Annotated in this window: 20 protein-coding genes; 1 reads left to right on the top strand and 19 read right to left on the bottom strand. The window is 44.7% G+C overall.

Features of this window, described 5'->3' with window-relative positions:
* Nucleotides 1-4 precede the first annotated feature (4 nt).
* Nucleotides 5-1,306, top strand: coding sequence for a hypothetical protein (locus ACG2F4_RS16815; protein WP_395262054.1), 1,302 nt, complete (start codon nt 5-7; stop codon nt 1,304-1,306).
* On the opposite strand, the gene ACG2F4_RS16810 is transcribed toward ACG2F4_RS16815, so the two are convergent.
* From ACG2F4_RS16810 to ACG2F4_RS16720, 19 genes are all read right to left on the bottom strand, one after another.
* Nucleotides 1,303-2,166: a patatin-like phospholipase family protein gene (locus tag ACG2F4_RS16810; protein WP_395262053.1), complete on the bottom strand. Its 864-nt coding sequence runs from the start codon at nt 2,164-2,166 to the stop codon at nt 1,303-1,305. The two genes, ACG2F4_RS16815 and ACG2F4_RS16810, sit on opposite strands and share 4 nt — an antisense overlap.
* Nucleotides 2,141-3,061 (bottom strand): c-type cytochrome, encoded by a 921-nt coding sequence (locus ACG2F4_RS16805; protein WP_395262052.1) that lies wholly within the window; start codon nt 3,059-3,061, stop codon nt 2,141-2,143. Before ACG2F4_RS16805 ends, ACG2F4_RS16810 begins: the two co-directional genes overlap by 26 nt.
* Nucleotides 3,062-3,117: 56 nt before the next feature.
* Entirely contained in the window at nt 3,118-4,647 is a 1,530-nt protein-coding gene (locus ACG2F4_RS16800; RefSeq protein WP_395262051.1) for a glucoamylase family protein, read from the bottom strand.
* A gap of 11 nt (nt 4,648-4,658) precedes the next feature.
* Nucleotides 4,659-4,991: a glutaredoxin family protein gene (locus ACG2F4_RS16795; RefSeq protein WP_395262050.1), complete on the bottom strand. Its 333-nt coding sequence runs from the start codon at nt 4,989-4,991 to the stop codon at nt 4,659-4,661.
* A complete protein-coding gene (locus ACG2F4_RS16790) occupies nt 4,988-5,845 on the bottom strand; it encodes an ATP cone domain-containing protein (RefSeq protein ID WP_395262049.1) in 858 nt (285 codons plus the stop codon). Before ACG2F4_RS16790 ends, ACG2F4_RS16795 begins: the two co-directional genes overlap by 4 nt.
* A 28-nt stretch (nt 5,846-5,873) precedes the next feature.
* Nucleotides 5,874-6,539 carry a methyltransferase family protein gene (locus tag ACG2F4_RS16785; protein WP_395262048.1) on the bottom strand — a complete coding sequence of 222 codons (666 nt, stop codon included), beginning with the start codon at nt 6,537-6,539 and terminating at the stop codon, nt 5,874-5,876.
* 53 nt (nt 6,540-6,592) lie between these two features.
* On the bottom strand, nt 6,593-7,624 hold the full coding sequence (locus ACG2F4_RS16780) for a type II glyceraldehyde-3-phosphate dehydrogenase (protein ID WP_395262047.1): 1,032 nt from the start codon (nt 7,622-7,624) through the stop codon (nt 6,593-6,595).
* Between the two features lie 18 nt (nt 7,625-7,642).
* Nucleotides 7,643-7,858: an SHOCT domain-containing protein gene (locus ACG2F4_RS16775; protein WP_395262046.1), complete on the bottom strand. Its 216-nt coding sequence runs from the start codon at nt 7,856-7,858 to the stop codon at nt 7,643-7,645.
* A gap of 137 nt (nt 7,859-7,995) precedes the next feature.
* The gene (locus ACG2F4_RS16770; protein ID WP_395262045.1) at nt 7,996-9,945 is read right to left on the bottom strand and encodes a heavy metal translocating P-type ATPase; all 1,950 of its coding nucleotides are present in this window, start codon (nt 9,943-9,945) and stop codon (nt 7,996-7,998) included.
* 12 nt (nt 9,946-9,957) lie between these two features.
* Complete coding sequence (locus ACG2F4_RS16765) at nt 9,958-10,176, bottom strand: heavy-metal-associated domain-containing protein (RefSeq protein WP_395262044.1); 219 nt, start codon at nt 10,174-10,176, stop codon at nt 9,958-9,960.
* Between the two features lie 91 nt (nt 10,177-10,267).
* Nucleotides 10,268-10,810 (bottom strand): DUF6448 family protein, encoded by a 543-nt coding sequence (locus tag ACG2F4_RS16760; protein ID WP_395262043.1) that lies wholly within the window; start codon nt 10,808-10,810, stop codon nt 10,268-10,270.
* Between the two features lie 225 nt (nt 10,811-11,035).
* The gene (locus ACG2F4_RS16755) at nt 11,036-11,785 is read right to left on the bottom strand and encodes a Crp/Fnr family transcriptional regulator (RefSeq protein WP_395262042.1); all 750 of its coding nucleotides are present in this window, start codon (nt 11,783-11,785) and stop codon (nt 11,036-11,038) included.
* 20 nt (nt 11,786-11,805) lie between these two features.
* Entirely contained in the window at nt 11,806-12,336 is a 531-nt protein-coding gene (locus ACG2F4_RS16750; protein ID WP_395262041.1) for a helix-turn-helix transcriptional regulator, read from the bottom strand.
* Between the two features lie 11 nt (nt 12,337-12,347).
* Nucleotides 12,348-13,139 (bottom strand): cytochrome b/b6 domain-containing protein, encoded by a 792-nt coding sequence (locus tag ACG2F4_RS16745; protein WP_395262040.1) that lies wholly within the window; start codon nt 13,137-13,139, stop codon nt 12,348-12,350.
* A 147-nt stretch (nt 13,140-13,286) separates the two neighbouring features.
* Nucleotides 13,287-13,574, bottom strand: coding sequence for a DUF5676 family membrane protein (locus ACG2F4_RS16740; protein WP_395262039.1), 288 nt, complete (start codon nt 13,572-13,574; stop codon nt 13,287-13,289).
* 218 nt (nt 13,575-13,792) lie between these two features.
* Nucleotides 13,793-14,008 carry a hypothetical protein gene (locus ACG2F4_RS16735; RefSeq protein ID WP_395262038.1) on the bottom strand — a complete coding sequence of 72 codons (216 nt, stop codon included), beginning with the start codon at nt 14,006-14,008 and terminating at the stop codon, nt 13,793-13,795.
* 2 nt (nt 14,009-14,010) lie between these two features.
* On the bottom strand, nt 14,011-14,466 hold the full coding sequence (locus tag ACG2F4_RS16730) for a hypothetical protein (protein WP_395262037.1): 456 nt from the start codon (nt 14,464-14,466) through the stop codon (nt 14,011-14,013).
* A 74-nt stretch (nt 14,467-14,540) separates the two neighbouring features.
* A complete protein-coding gene (locus ACG2F4_RS16725; protein ID WP_395262036.1) occupies nt 14,541-14,927 on the bottom strand; it encodes a DUF302 domain-containing protein in 387 nt (128 codons plus the stop codon).
* A 92-nt stretch (nt 14,928-15,019) separates the two neighbouring features.
* Entirely contained in the window at nt 15,020-15,361 is a 342-nt protein-coding gene (locus ACG2F4_RS16720) for a P-II family nitrogen regulator (protein ID WP_395262035.1), read from the bottom strand.
* Nucleotides 15,362-15,445 lie beyond the last annotated feature (84 nt).

Below are 15,445 nucleotides of genomic sequence, written 5' to 3'. Positions count from 1 at the left end.
GGTTATGATCCGGAAAAGAGTCATATCGTTATTTATAAGTACGGGGCTTTCCCTCATTTTCTTGCTTGTGATCAATACGCAGCTGATTAATGCCCAGCCTACATTTAGCGGTTTCCTGCAGTTGGACAAGCGGTTTGTGACAGGCGGTGACAGCATCTATATCGATAATTTCTATAATCGATTCCGGCTGGAAATGAGTGCCCCGGTAGGATCCCGGTTGTATATGTTCAGCAGCATGGATCTTCGGTTTTACGATTTCCCTGATCCGCAGTCATTGAGTGACCTCGAACGCCTGGAATCCGAATTTCCCCATGAGCTTTCGGTGTGGGAGGCTTTTATCGATGTTTATGGATTCCTGTTTGATGATTTGGACATCCGCGTTGGAAAACAGCGCATTGCCTGGGGACGGGCCGACAACCTGAATCCCACCGACAACCTGAACCCCAATGATTTTTCCGATTTTGTTAACTTTACTGAGATGGCTCCTTCTTGGGCGTTCAAGGGGACCTGGTATATTGATGGCAGCCGGTTAACGGGAGTATGGTTGCCGGGCATAACCCCGGTTCTACTTCCCCGGAATGGGTCTGCCTTATTTCTGGGTGATTTGGGTGCATTCAATGACGAATTGAACCTTCCCGGCCGGACGCCCGCAAACAGCATGTTTGCCTTTCGCTGGGATGGCAGCATCGATAAATGGGATTATTCCATTAGTTACTTTAATGGCTATGATGATATCCCTATAGCAACAAGCTTGACTATCTCTCCGCCACTACAGCCCCAAATAGAGATGGAATTCCCCAGGATGCAGGTTATTGGAGCTGATGTTGTGACTGAGGTTTCGGGAATAGGAATATGGGGAGAGGCTGGTCTGTTCTTACCTGAAAAGGTGGAGTTGATTTCAGATGTAAATGGTTTTTCAAGCCGGGAAATCCAATTGGAAGATGACCCCTATCTGAAATTTACGATTGGTGGTGATTATACTTTCACAAATGGTATCTACCTGAATACCCAGTGGATGCATGGATTTTACACCGAGCGGGGGACAGAAAATTTGAACGACTATTTTGTAATACGGCTTGAGCAGGACTTTTTTAATGAAGATGTGTTAGTTGCTTTTAATAATACCCTGGAAGTCAACGATTGGGAACAACTGGGATACGGGCTATCACCTGAGCTTACCTACCAGGCCATCGACAATTTAGAAGCCGGATTAGGGGCATTTTTGATTTGGGGAGAAGAAGGAACGCTATTTAACAGTTGGGAAGAGCTGGATCAAGTTTTTGTAAGATTTCGAGTAGACTTTTAAGAGCGATCAATTGGCAAAGGAACGCACCCATATCCTTGCTCCAGGGCTCGTTTGGAAAATTGGTATGCTTCTTCAATGATCATTTCAGTTTTGCTGAAATCCAGCACGCTGGTCAGACGGGTATTAATGCAGAGATCCAAGAGATACAGCTCCGTACTGGCAGCAATTTCTTGAATGTCGTTTCTAAGTTTTTGGTGCTGGCTGACCTGGGCCGTGCGAATTATCATGTTAAACAATCCAGTTACGGTATTGCTGAACTGATGTCGGCATTCACTTAAAATGCAATAAATAGTATCGGCTCCAAGATCGTAAGCCTTGTCAATAGGTATGTTATTGGAAATTCCGCCATCTACCAACTGATTGTTGTTAATCACTTGTGGCGGAAAATAAACGGGAAGGGCACTACTGGCCATTAAGGCGGGCATTAACGGACCTTTATCAAGATATGTAGAACTTGCCTTTTGGAGATCAGTTGCTACAACAGTTAAAGGGATCGAAAGTTCTTCAAATGTATCTACCGGCAAGTGATGTTGTAGAAATTTCTTTTTACCTGTGGGTTTGAATAAACTGGAAGCATTACCCCATTTCCATAGAAGCTCCGGGTTGAACCGGTAAAGTTTCTGTTCTGAAATTCCTTTCCATAGTTCTTTTAATTGACTTATATCTAGTCCAGAGGCAATGAAAGCCCCGTTAATAGCCCCGATTGAAGTGCCAATAATATAATCCGGCTTTACCCCCTGCTCCACCATAGCTTGATAGAAACCAATTTCGGCAGCGCCTTGGGCCCCGCCTCCGCAGAGAACAAGGGCCGTTTTATTAGACTCGGCATGCATATTATTGGTTGCCTTGTTCTTGTACATTCAACTCTTCTGCATTCCAAGGAGTAGCTCGGTCGCTGTAGGTATTGCTAATTCGGATGATGTCTTCTTGGGAAATGTTCGGATGATCTCCCTCACTTTCCTCGCGCAGGTGATTGAGAATGGCCGCTATTTCTGCTGCACTGAGTCGTGCTTTAAAAGAAGGCATGCTGCCTTGATATTCTTGTTCTTGTACTTCAATCTCACCTTGTAGACCATGAAGTAAAATTCGGATGGGAACGGATTTATCGCCGGTGACCCACTCAGAATCGACCAGTGGTGGAAAAACGCCTGATACACCCTCGGCATTACCTCCGTGACAGGAGGCGCAGTTTTGAGAATACAGGTTTTCACCATTCAATAACGCAGGATCTCCTTCCTCATTAAAAGGCACCTCGCTGGGCTCATCTAGGCCGGGAATCATTTTTCTCATATTACCATACTCTTCGGAGAGATGACGGTTTATCCGGGCCATATCTTGTTGTCCCATCCGCTGGTGCATTCGGGCCATCTGATCGTGCATGCCCATCATCTGACTATACCACTCACCGGTCATATGACTTTGCATGTGCATGCCCATGCCTTCAGCCATCATATTATCGCCCTGCATATGACGTCCCATGTTGCCAGCCATCATTTGTCGGTGGCTGACATCCATCTCACTGTGCATCTTCTGCATCTGGCTATAGAGAGATTTTAATTCCGAAGGCAAAGTATCTGTTTCTGCTTCGTAGTTTACCAGCAGCATTTTGTAATTAGACTGCAGAGAATCATAGGCGGTTTCTAATTCCTTCCGTTGTTCTTCGCTCATGTAGTCTGATCTTCCCATTTGACAAGAGGATAGAAAAACGAGGAGTCCTATTATTACCAAATATAATCCAATGTCTTTTTTATTCATCACAACTCTCTTTAATAGTTATAGTTAACCTACTATAAAATGGTATTAATATGGGCTTATAGCCAACCATTGCTAAATCCTGCTTTTTTTAATCCCTTTAGAAGATGTTTGGAGCCACGCATAAGCTTCCAGATTAATCCGGACCGATAATTTTCGATCATCAAGACAACCGGACCAAGATTGATACCATAATGATAAAACGACGTCCAACCATCGTTCTCATTTTCACCATTAGGATAACTGAGGTTAAAACTACATCTCAGGCAATATTTCCCTGTAATCTGGGGATACACGTCTTGGAAATTTTGGATGGTTGGCAATACAATTTCAGGGGCGAAGGGTAGCGAAGCGACTACAGCCCATGGGGCAACCGTGCCATCATCGGGTCCGTAGGGTGCGCCACGGGCGATATAGCCGAAGAAGGAGCGTTCAATGCCGTTAACTTTTCTTGTTGTCCACCCGGGGCCGTCACTGGCTGTTATGCCCCAGAAATTTTTCCCATAGCCTTTAAATTCCAACGGGTTTCGTATGGCATATTCTTGCTGGACATAGGTAGCACGACGGCTGTTTTCAAAATAGTCGATCCCTTTTTCCCGCATAATAGTGTCTTGGATTCCACGAAAATCGATCCAGATGTGGGAATACTGGTGGATAAAAAGCGGGCCACCGTATACAAATTCATAGCCATATAACTTTTTCCATTCATAGGTAGAGGTCCAGGCTTTGTAGCTTTCCTTCGGCAACGGTTGGGACGGAGAGCCAAGCGCAAGGACGTACAGGAGTCCGGCCTCGTCATAGCCTTCCCACCGGTATGGCAAAAAACCGTTCTCAGGTGTCCATCCGTGGGTGATTGTGGCCTTACCGTTGCACGCCCATTTCCAATCGACACGGTGATAAATGTCATCGGCCAGGTTACGTATTTCCTGTTCCTGTTTGGTTTCGCGGTCAAAAAAAGCGGCAGCCAGAAGCATGCCGGACAGCAGAATACCGGTATCGATCGTCGACAATTCGCACCTTCCAGCACGTTTCCCAGTCTTCATATCCAGAAAATGATAATAGAAGCCTTTGTGACCGGTAGCATTTGGAGCGGGACTTTGCTCGCTGGTCCAAAAGAAGCGCAGGGTGGATAAGGTACGTTGAATGGCCTCCCTTCGTGATATCCAGCCGCGTTCGACTCCAACCACATAGGCTCCTAATGCAAAACCGACCGATGCTATACTGGCAGGCGCGCCCAACTGTGAATTGTCTGCTACCAGCCCGTTATTCGGATTGGTTTCATGCAAGAAATAATCGAAAGCGTGGCGTTGCAACCTATCCAGCCTTTTACTATCAAAGTCGGAAGGTGGTTCGTGTTCTGTTGGTATCTTATCGAATCGAATATTTTCTGATTTTTTTGGTAGCTGACGAAATGCTTCTTCTGTTATCCTTTGGGTAGAAATACCATCATAGAGTTTATCCTCTATAGCCTTAATTACCTGGTCAATCACTTTGGAATCAGCACCGGTAGCAACCAGCATACGACGGAGCTTAGCCTCATTGAAAGGCTCTTGTTCACCGGATGCTTTTGTTACGTTTATCGTAGCCATAGGTAAAGTAGTTACTGATGGTCTTGTGCTGGTAGGGTACCATAATACTTTTGGTCAACCTGTTGTCGCCATTGATATTGATCTAAAATACTTTTGACTTTCGAAATTGGGGGCTTTTCGTGATAGATTCCATTTAAGAAGAGTACAGGAAGAATCAAGGGATTACCCAGTTCAGATATCAACGCTTTTGCTTGCTTGGTATCAAAGCGTAAATCGATAAAGGTAAATGCTTGTTGTTTGGCCCGAAGCAGATTGACTAATTTTTGGAGATATTCACACCATTCCTTGCAGTAAATAATTAAAGTAGGTTCCCTTTCGAGGTGGTTATCATCGGAGTATTTCATTTAGTTATCTCATTTTCATTGGTATTACAGATATCCTTAGCCTCCTTCAATACTTGATTCTTCTTGCGGCTGTCCAGTCCTATGCTTGTCAGGATTTTATCATTCTCACATAACTGTTGGCAAAAAACGATATTCTGCTGAAGCAACTGCTGTTTATCTTTTTTACTAAGGGTTGAAAGACAAGTAATAGGATGGAGATTCACTTGGGTAATAAGATCTTTAAGCCCCTTATTGTGGGGATAGTCCCAACTTAACAGTTTAAGGCCGATACAATTGCCATACTGCAGGGCATCCTTGGTAAATCGAGTATTGGTTACCACCCATCCCTGGTGTTGCTTGTCTTCGTGACCGGGCTGGCTACTCCAGTTTCTCTCTACATCCTTGAATCGCGATTGAATGTAAAGGGGGACTTTCACATTACATTTATGCCCTTTTCGGTTGTGAAATTTGCATTCTATCATGAAATGCTTGTTATCCTTCTCAGCAATCACATCAATTTCATGGGATACGCAGTTGCCCTCCACAACAATTCCTGTTTCAGTATAGTACCCTAACCTCTTAAGTAGTTCGCTAACAAACTTTTCAAAGGGGTAACCAGTAGGTCCCAGCTCCAATAATGCTTCTTTTAACTTATAACGTCCGGCGGAACGATAGGAATACTGTCTAAGCAGTCGAAAAGCCCTTTTATAGATCTCCTGAGTAGAAATGCCATCATAGAGTATCTCACTGATTGCATTTGCAATTCGATCAATAATTTGTTGATCAGCACCTGCACTGTTGAGTGAACGCCGAAGTTTATTTTCATCAAATGATTCTTTTTCTCCGGAGGCTTTGGTGACTGTGATCGGTGCCATATTTTAGACCATTATTGAATTGAAATAACTACAAATTTGATTGGCCAGTATTACCGGACCGTTGAACAAACTGTTTCCAGTTGTCTTTCGCCGGAAGGAAGGCCGGCACGTTTCGTTTGTACTGGAGATACTCTTCACCAAACTCTTCAATTACCTTCTTCTCTTCCCTTCGGGCAAGCAGGACATAAGCGATTACGATCACCGGAAACAGACCAACGGAAAATATAGTCGGCCAGTGAATGACCCCCTCTCCAAAAAGCCCGATAAACAATCCAGTGTATTGGGGATGTCTGACCAGGCTGTATAATCCGTCGGTTGCCAGCCTGTTTTCCTGCTTGGCATGGTAAAGCTGACGCCAGCCCTGGATAAAAATTCCGAAGCCAATAAAAAGCAGGGCATAGCCCAGAATCATTGAGATCATCATGCCGGTCTGCCCCATACCTAATATTGTGGACCAGAGATTGGCATCTACAGACCCGCTGTCAATTCCCAAGAATCGCGCCATCAAATAAATAGTAAGGGGAAAGCCATACATCTCTGCATACAATGCAATGATAAAGCCTTGAATTAAACCAGCTCCCACCCACTCCCGCCAGGATTTGGGTGCCATGTACTTGTATAATAGCCAAGAAGCAATAACGATAACAAAAAGCGCTATAACCCAGGCTCCTGAATGTTCAATTCCTCGTTCCATGTAATTGCTCCGTTCAGTTAAAAGAGTTTTTGGTAATGAAAATGGATCATTTCCTAAATAAACCGTTGCTTAATACCCAGTGATCGATTTGTTTTGTCTATCGATTTTTCGGGATTGGATTCTAAGCCGGTTAGTGCTCGAATGGCATCGATGGTTTCGGGAATTACAATGGCCTGGTTATCAACCAGGTAGGCGTAGTAAAGCTCGTCTCCCTCCACTTTCAACATATCTTCCCATATGGCCACCTCGTACATATCACCGTGAGGACGGCCTATATCCAGCATTAATTCTTTCACAGCATTATTTGCTGATAATCCATTATCCATGCGTATAAAAGCGGTTCTGGAAGAGGTGCCTAAAGCTTCCAACACTTCTTCTTTGGATGCTTCCCGGGTCAATTGAACGGTCCAGTAGTGCAGGTGAGAAAGTGTTTGGGGTACTTTTACAGCTGCGGTTACCACATCCAGCTCAGGATCCACGCTTTGGGCATCGGGGCCTTGATGACTGGGTATGTCCGGTTCAGGTACCATCGTATTCATGATGCCATTTTTATGGCTTTCCCATGGGTCGGTGGCTCGCCGCAGCAGAGTACCACGCGCTTTTTTAAGCAGTCCGGTTCGTTTCAATGCACTCAGGGTTCGCACAATGGAGGTGGTGTTGCAGGAGACAACGCGGGTGCTCTGGCGGTCCAGAGCCGAGGTGTAATTGTTTTCTGCGCTGAAAGAATGACCGGTGGTTTCATGTTTTTCGCCACCCTGAACGATAAATTTTACTCCCGTTTGCCGGTATTTTTCCGCATTTTGAGCCCCGAACTTTTTGGGAGCACAGTCCACAACTACATCGGCACTATCAAGCAGATCATCAAGATTGCCGACTACCTGGATGTTATTATTGGTCATCAATTTCCACCCTTCTTCGGTATTGGCATATATGGAGTATCCTTTTGATTCAGCTGTTTGAATTCTCCAGTCGGCAGCTACATCGCCAATTCCAATGAGCTCCATATCATCTTGCAGGGTCACTGCCTCAGCTACTCTTTTACCGATTACTCCGTAACCGTTTACGGCAACTTTTACTTTCTTCATAGTTTTTAGTTTTAAATATTAATTGCTTTGCTTTAAGATTTTTTTTCGTTCCTCAAACTCTTCCCGTTCAATTTCCCCGCGGGCAAACCTTTTCTTTAATATTTCCATGGCATTCTCTTCCAGTTCTGTTTTGGAGCGATAGGGAATGACATTGAAAACAACCAGAAGGATAATACCAACCACAATGAGCCACCATATCCAATGCATGCCTATAAAGTGATGATCGTAAAACATAATCCTGATGTTTTAATTAACGGTTGGTAAATACAGCCAGAACTGTATTTAAACTAATAGCAAGATAGGAACAGACGCCTTAAAACAAGCTTAAATTAGGAGAGGAGTTTTAAAATAGGGGTTATTAACTACTATAATTAAATCCAACGTAATCGCATACCGTTTAATATTACCGCCATAACCGAAAACTCATGAACGAGCATTCCAGCCGCCATATGTACCGATCCCGCAAATACACCGGCAAGTAATGCCGCTACCGTTACCAAGGCAATGGCTACATTTTGATGTATATTACGTAAGGTCATTTTTGATATCCTCAGGGACTCCGGAACATTCATCAGCTTGTCTGACATCAGCGCTATATCAGCCGTTTCTATCGCCACATCGGTGCCGGCTGCTCCCATGGCAATGCCAATATCAGCGATTGCCAATGCAGGGGCATCGTTGATTCCGTCACCGATCATTGCTACTTGGTACCCTTGCTGTTGCATTTCAAGAATGATATCATTTTTGTCTTCCGGTAGAATGCCCGCATGCACCTCTGTGATCCCTGTTTCTTCGGCAATAACTTCAGCCGTGGCCCGGGCATCACCGGTAAGCATCGCGATGCGTTCAATGCCATTTTCACGGAGTCTTGATATCATCTTAGGGGCTTCCGGGCGCATTTGGTCGGCTATCCCGATAGCTCCAAGCAGTTCGTTGTTACGTGCTACCAACACAACCGTGCGTCCTTTATTGGTCAGATTCTGAATCTCTTTATTAATGACTGCACTAATGGATATTCCCCTTTCCTTCAGAAAATCGGCTTTCCCTACATAGATATAATCGTCACCCAATACTGCTTCAATTCCTTGCCCTGTATATGATTCAAACTGGTCGGGCTCCGGGATACGGTTTGATTGTCCATCGGCCAAAATAGCCTCCGCCAACGGATGTTCAGAGGCTGATTCGGCTACCGCAGCCCAATAGAGAAGTTCTTCCCCTTCTGATGGGAGTGACTCACTGTTTTGACCAGACAAAGAAACCGTATGTACTTCCTGAAATTCCTCCTTTTGGTCAACACCAGCTAAAGCGGCTTCTTTTGAAAAGTGAATCATCTCGCTAACAGTCGGTTTACCTGTTGTTAATGTACCGGTTTTATCTAAGGCTATACCAGTAACTTTACCCGCATTTTCCAGGTATTCGCCTCCTTTGATAAGAATTCCTTTTTTGGCGGCATTTCCTATACCCGTTATGACGGAAATCGGGGTCGATATCACAAGTGCTCCCGGGCATCCGATCACTAACAATGTCAGTGCAAGCTCCAGGTTCCAGGTAAATAGGTAGGATGCGATACCAAGCCCCACAATGCCGGGTGTGTACCAGCTTGCAAATCGTTCGATGAAACGCTGCGTTGGAGCCTTTTCTTCCTGGGCTTCCTCTACGCGTCGTATAATCTTGGCCAGCGTGGTGTCGGCCCCTGATTTGGTCGCACGCACGTAAATACGGCCGTTTTTATTGATTGTCCCCGCATAAACTTCCAATCCGGTCTGCTTTTCAGCCGGGATCGGTTCTCCGGTAATCGCACTTTCATTTATCGAGGTAGTACCGGATTCCACCATACCGTCTACCGGAATTTTTGATCCGGGCTTAACCAGCACCTGCATCCCTTGTTTCACTTGTCGGGCCGGAATTTCTCTTCGCTCACCATCTTCTACGACGATCGCTGTTTCCGGTGCCATATTGATGAGCTCTTTCAGGGTATCTCGGGTTTTGCTCATTGTCCTTGCTTCCAGCCACCCTCCGAGCAGAAACAGGAATGTCACGGCCGCCGCTTCCCAGTACACCCCAATGGCAAGGCCACCTGTTGCGGCAATGGTTACCAGCAGCTCAATGTTAGTATGTAGGTTCCGCAACCCCTGCCAGGCCCGCCGGCCGATCTCAAATCCAGCCGTCAGTGTTGCCAACAGCATAAAAGCGTTAAACGACCAAGCCGAGGTCCAAAAGAAATTAACGGCCCAACCGGCAATAATGAGCAGGCCGCTGACGATTAGTAGTGCTTTCTTCCGTGTTGTTGGATTCCGCAATAGCGTTTGCAGTGAATTCATAATCTTAGGGTTTTAAAACTGAGAGACTCTCGCTTCGTATCCTGACTGTGCGATGACTTTAATGAGCTCCTCATCGGAAACAGTTTCAGGATCATGTTCTACCTCGATGCGTCCGGTATTGAAATGAACCTTGGCTGAGGATACACCCTCCGTGTTATTCAAATTGGATTCAATGTTATCTACGCATGAGGGGCAGCTTAGCTCATCGCTTCGCAATATTGTCGTTGTCATAATAATTATCTCTATTAGGTTTTAAGATTTGTTTGCCTATTGTGAGATCTTTCCAGGTTTTCTAAACCTGACAGGCCTCTGGCAATATGTTTTACTCTCCGACGCCATGAGCCGGTCCGGCTTGAATTTTTTGATATAGTTTGTGGACATACACGATATATTTTACGTAAGCGTCCACCCACTCGCGGCCGGCTTCCACGCTGTTATCCTTTTCGCTTTTGGCTTCCATAGCTTTGTTGTAAAGTTCCAAGGTTTTCTTCTGGATTTCGTTTGCCAGCATCTCGGTGACAGGGGCCAGTTCGCCTGAGGCAAGTGCTTGTTCAGCTATCTGGATATCTTGTGAGCCTGGCTGGGCGGGTTTTAGGCCGGTAAAGGGCATGCCTTCGGCCTCGCGGTGTAGTCTTACCGTCTCACTTATAAAATAGCGTTCGGCAATCTCTTGGGATTCATCCCCCTTGGTATAAACTTTTAGGCTCTGCTCAAATGTGGATTTGAGCTCCTCGGCTTGTTGATCTGTTACCCAGATAAGTGCATAGGAGATATCGCTGGTTTCAAGCGCCTTTCGGGCATCCGTCGCCACGGGACCGTTCACCCGATCGCAATGGGCTTGACTGGTTGAGGCAAAGCCAAGCATAAATACTAAGGTGAAAATTGATGCTAATGTGGTTTTTATATGTGATTGCAAGTATTTCATAATGAGTACCTTTTGCGTGGTTTGTCTTGTTGATTCAATCAAAAGGTAACAGGTGGGCAACAGCACTAAAATGAGCTGGATCAAGTTAGTGCAAATAAATTTTGTAGAAAGGGAAGGGATTAAATGAAAGGCAGCTTACGGAAGCAATAAATGCGTAGGGGGAGATCAATCTTCAGCCGAAATACGCAGCAGTTTCGGCTTGTCATTGATCGCAACCCACTGGCGACCGGAAGTAATGAGATCATCCTCTTGGAATTGACTCATAATCCGGCTGGTGGTTTCCGCAGATGTACCGGCCATGTCAGCCAGATCTTTGCGTGAAAGCGGGAGCTGTATAAGCAATCCTCGACTGTGCTTTTCACCAAACTTATTGCCCAGTGTTACAAGGATATGAGCCAACCTCTTTTTTACCGGCAAAGTGGTCAGATGCTGTATCCTTTGCCTCGATTCATTAAGGCGGTCAGCCATGATATCTAAAACCGACATAGCAACCGAGGGATACCGGTTCATGACTTCTTTAAAATCACTAATCCTGATCGAAAGGATACAAGCTGATGTTTGATTTTCTGCTGTTTCATCATAGATATCCTTGCTGCCGGCCATGGGATTTCCGAAAAAATCGCCCGGCTGCAGCATATCCAACAGTACACCTTCTCCCTCCAGAGTGTGAGAGACTAACTTTACATTTCCCGCTACAACCACACGAAGCATGGTCGCGGAATCGCCCTGACGGTAAATCGATTCTCCTTTGGAATAGTGCTTAGCCGTAAATTTTTTATTTACTTCGCGGAGCTGTTCTTCAGATAAATCTTGAAAAAACGGAACCATCCCTAGCTTCGCCAAGCGCAGGTCAACGGTGCAGTGATGTCCCTCTAAGGACGGACTAGTGAGTGGAGTTTCTCTTTTGTCAGACATAGTTTGACGCTGTTACAAATTTAACCTTCTAACCTTGTTTCCTGTTTTTGAGGAGGCAGTAAATCTTCAAGAAAGAAAGCAGAGAGTTCCGAACGTCCCGAAAGTCCTGACTTGGAATAGATGGCATTCGTTTGGCTTCGCACGGTTTGGGTGCTGGTCCCTCTGACCTCGGCAATTTCTTTGTTGCTTAATCCTTTCAACAACAGAAAAGAGACTTCCTTTTCAGCCTCCGTCAAGCCCCAGCGATCCAGCTGATTTTCTATTTCGACGCTCAGTCCCTTCACATATTTTTTGGACACCTGTTTCCATTTTTCAGCCTCGGCTTGCAGATCCTTCGAAAACTGTTGCTCTCTGGCCAACGAGTGCTGCAACCTGAATCGCCCTCGAACCAAATAAAAAACTCCTGCCAGCGCAACAAGTCCTACGATAGCTTCAATCGAAATATGCCACAGTGCCACTCCTTCAAAATAGTCATTATAGATATCTATGGATGCCAGTACTGCTATTACAAAAAGGATAGTAGCAATAATCCATCGTTCATTGTTCTTCATGTTATTATCGCTTAATCGTCATCATTCTCTTCTTCATGGGATTCTCCCTCATAAGCAGACTCATGTTCCTCATGCTCCGCCTCACCGATGGTCAGCTCTTGTCCGAATAAATTGATTGTTTGATTCGTGCTGTCATAGGTTGAGTACAGGTAACCTGTCCAGGTAAATGTAAGGATTAAAAATAGTATTCCAGCCCATCGTTTGCTATTGGTGATGCCCATTTTTTCTGGTAGGGCTTTCTTTTTGCCATCAAGCATGCTTGACCACAGCGAATCCCGGTGCTTTACATGATGGAAAATAATACCGCCCACATGTGCGATAACTGCAATAAGAAATATATTGGCTAACAGTTCGTGGGTCTCTTCATAAAAGTCGCTTCCACCGCCACCCGTCATCATCACTCCGGTGATAGCCAATCCCGCAGCACAGACAAACATCACAACAGCGGCATAGCTGGAGGCCGGGTTGTGTCCGAGGTAATTTTTGGTCTTGGTGACAACCGCATCTTTCAGGTATTGTAGTAATTCTACCGGGTTTAATTTAAAGGATGAAAAACGGGCATAGGTGGTCCCGACAAATCCCCAAATAATTCTTAGAATCAATATAAAACCAATTGTAAGTCCCGTCATTATATGAAGGGAAAATAAGGAACTCTCATCGCTTACTGTTTCTGCGATCACATAAGCCACTACAAAAAGTAAAGCAAAAAGCCAGTGGAATATTCGTGTTGGCCAGTCATATACCGTAGTTTTGTTATGCTCTTTCATAGCTGCACTCCATAAGGTGATGGTTGATTTCTGCATTAATATTCTGAATTCACCTTACTTACGCATCAAACAAATGATGTAAGAAATCGCTCTTGATCACCAATTTTAACCTTAAATTGAATATGCTTGAGCATCGGAGGCCAATTTATTCAGCGATTTTAATGTATTAATCTGCTTTTCAGTCTACTCCGGCTGATCTTTCTTTTCTATGCCAACATTATATATTGCCGCTATTAATGCACCGACCAGCCAACCGAGAATAAATGTTTGTATGATGCCAAACAGTGCATCCAATGGCGGGACACTCATGCGAATTATGGGTTCTACATCCAGTCCATGCAATAGACTGTTAAAGAAGAAAATAGCCCCCTCTCTTCCCACCGAAACCATCAGGATAATACAGCCGATATATAGAACAGCGCCGGTAGCGCCAACCGCCAATCCCATCTTTTTGATGTTTAGCGTTTTCATAGTGATCTCCGAATTTAATGTTGATGATCTTGATGTTTGGATCCTTTTCGGTGGTGACCAATCATCAGGATGTGGCAGGCAAACATCGCTACGACAAATAAAAAGATGGTTATGTTACTGCTCAGCCCCAGCATTGGGGCGAAAAAAAGAAGCAGAAGTGGAACACCGCATCCAATAATCATCCAAAGAGTATGCTTGCTCATTTTTATGTGATATGGTTAGTTGTTGGTAAGTGAGCTTTTGAGCCTGTTGAACTCTTCTTTTGATATTTCACCGGTTTGAAATCGTCTCCGGTGAACTTCGACGGTTGCATTTCTGATTTCAAGCCGGTGCTTGCCGCGCAGAGCAAGATACCAGATCATAAGAAAGACCCCGGCAAGAAGTAGCCACAGTACCGGGGCCCAATGGGTATTTAGAGCGTTTAGCCAGTCCATGATTAGTTGTGATGTTGCCCGTGGCTGTTACCTTTCATGCCATCATTTTTGTTCATCATTCCCTGGCCATTCATCATGTTACCCTGCATCATCTGCATACACATCATCTGCATTTTCATCATGGAAGAGTCACCCATCATCTCCATCATTTTAGAATGGTCCATTTCTCCATCCTGCATCATGGACTGCATCATCTCCATATGCTTTTGCATGCGCTCCTTCATCTGAGGATTATTCATCATCTTCTGCATATTGCCCATCATCATGGTACTGTCCATGTTCATCGAACCCATCATCTGCTGCATCATTTGTTGCCGCATCTGGGGATTCTGTGACATATGCTGTATCATCATGGCACGCATGGTGGAGTCTTGCATCATCTCCATCATCTGTTGCCTTTTTTGTGTCATGTCTCCCTGCTTCTGCTGGGCCATACCCATAGTTGTAAAGAGTAGCATGAAGAATAGAATCATTGTTAAGCGTTTCATAGTAGTCACCTTTTATTTGGATTAAATTTCAGTTTAATTTTTTGTTATAAGTTGCTTATTACCTTTTCTAATCTCGTTCGGACCTCGTCAGCAATAGGCTGAAGCCGGTCATTAGATACAGCCTGCATTGAAGCCACCGGGTTTACGGTCGAAACTTCTACCGTGCCATCTTCATTTTCCTCTACAATGACGTTACAGGGCAGCATCACGCCAATCTTGTCTTCTGCCTGCAGTGCTTTGTGAGCAAAATTTGGATTACAGGCTCCCAGGATTTTGTACTTTTTGAAATCCACATCCAGCTTCTTTTTCAACGTGTCTTTGACATCGATTTCTGTTAGCACGCCAAAGCCCTCTTCTTTGAGTAGGTCGGTTACTTTTTCTATGGCCTGATCATAGGAGAGATCGACTTTCTGTGATGTTAAATATTCCATAGTGTTTTTGGTCTTTTAAGATTCAATAGGTTTTGATGTTCTACTGTAACATACAACAACCTCCCTTAAAGCAACCTTAAAGTGGGCAAGAGTTAATTAAGAACTGTTGCACCCTCTTTACCGTCACGAATTCTTGTTACTCTTTCTATAGGGCAGACAAAGAGTATACCGTCTCCTTTGTGACCCGTTTTTCCATGCTTCTTAATAATGTCGATAACTGTGGCTACATCTTTTGATGCCACTGCAATTTCAATCTTTGCCACATGCGTATGCATGGCCGGGAAGTTTAGGGACCCATGCTGATCATTGGGGTCGCTGAAACGACCTGTGCCTTCACCTTCAAAAACAGTCATGCAGCAATGCCCTTCTTTACGGAGTGCTGTGTAAACATCTTCCAGTAACATGGGCCGGATATACGCTTTGACAAGTTTCATAATAACCTCATTTTTAGCGTTCGATTTTAAGGAACCGGGCATTAATAGCCACGATTACGGTACTGAGTGACATTAGCACAGCAC

Source organism: Halalkalibaculum sp. DA3122 (assembly GCF_043951865.1).
GTDB lineage: Bacteria > Bacteroidota > Rhodothermia > Balneolales > Balneolaceae > JAMQKA01.
Note: the sequence above shows the minus strand (reverse complement) of the source record. Positions and strands in the feature narration are given on the sequence as shown.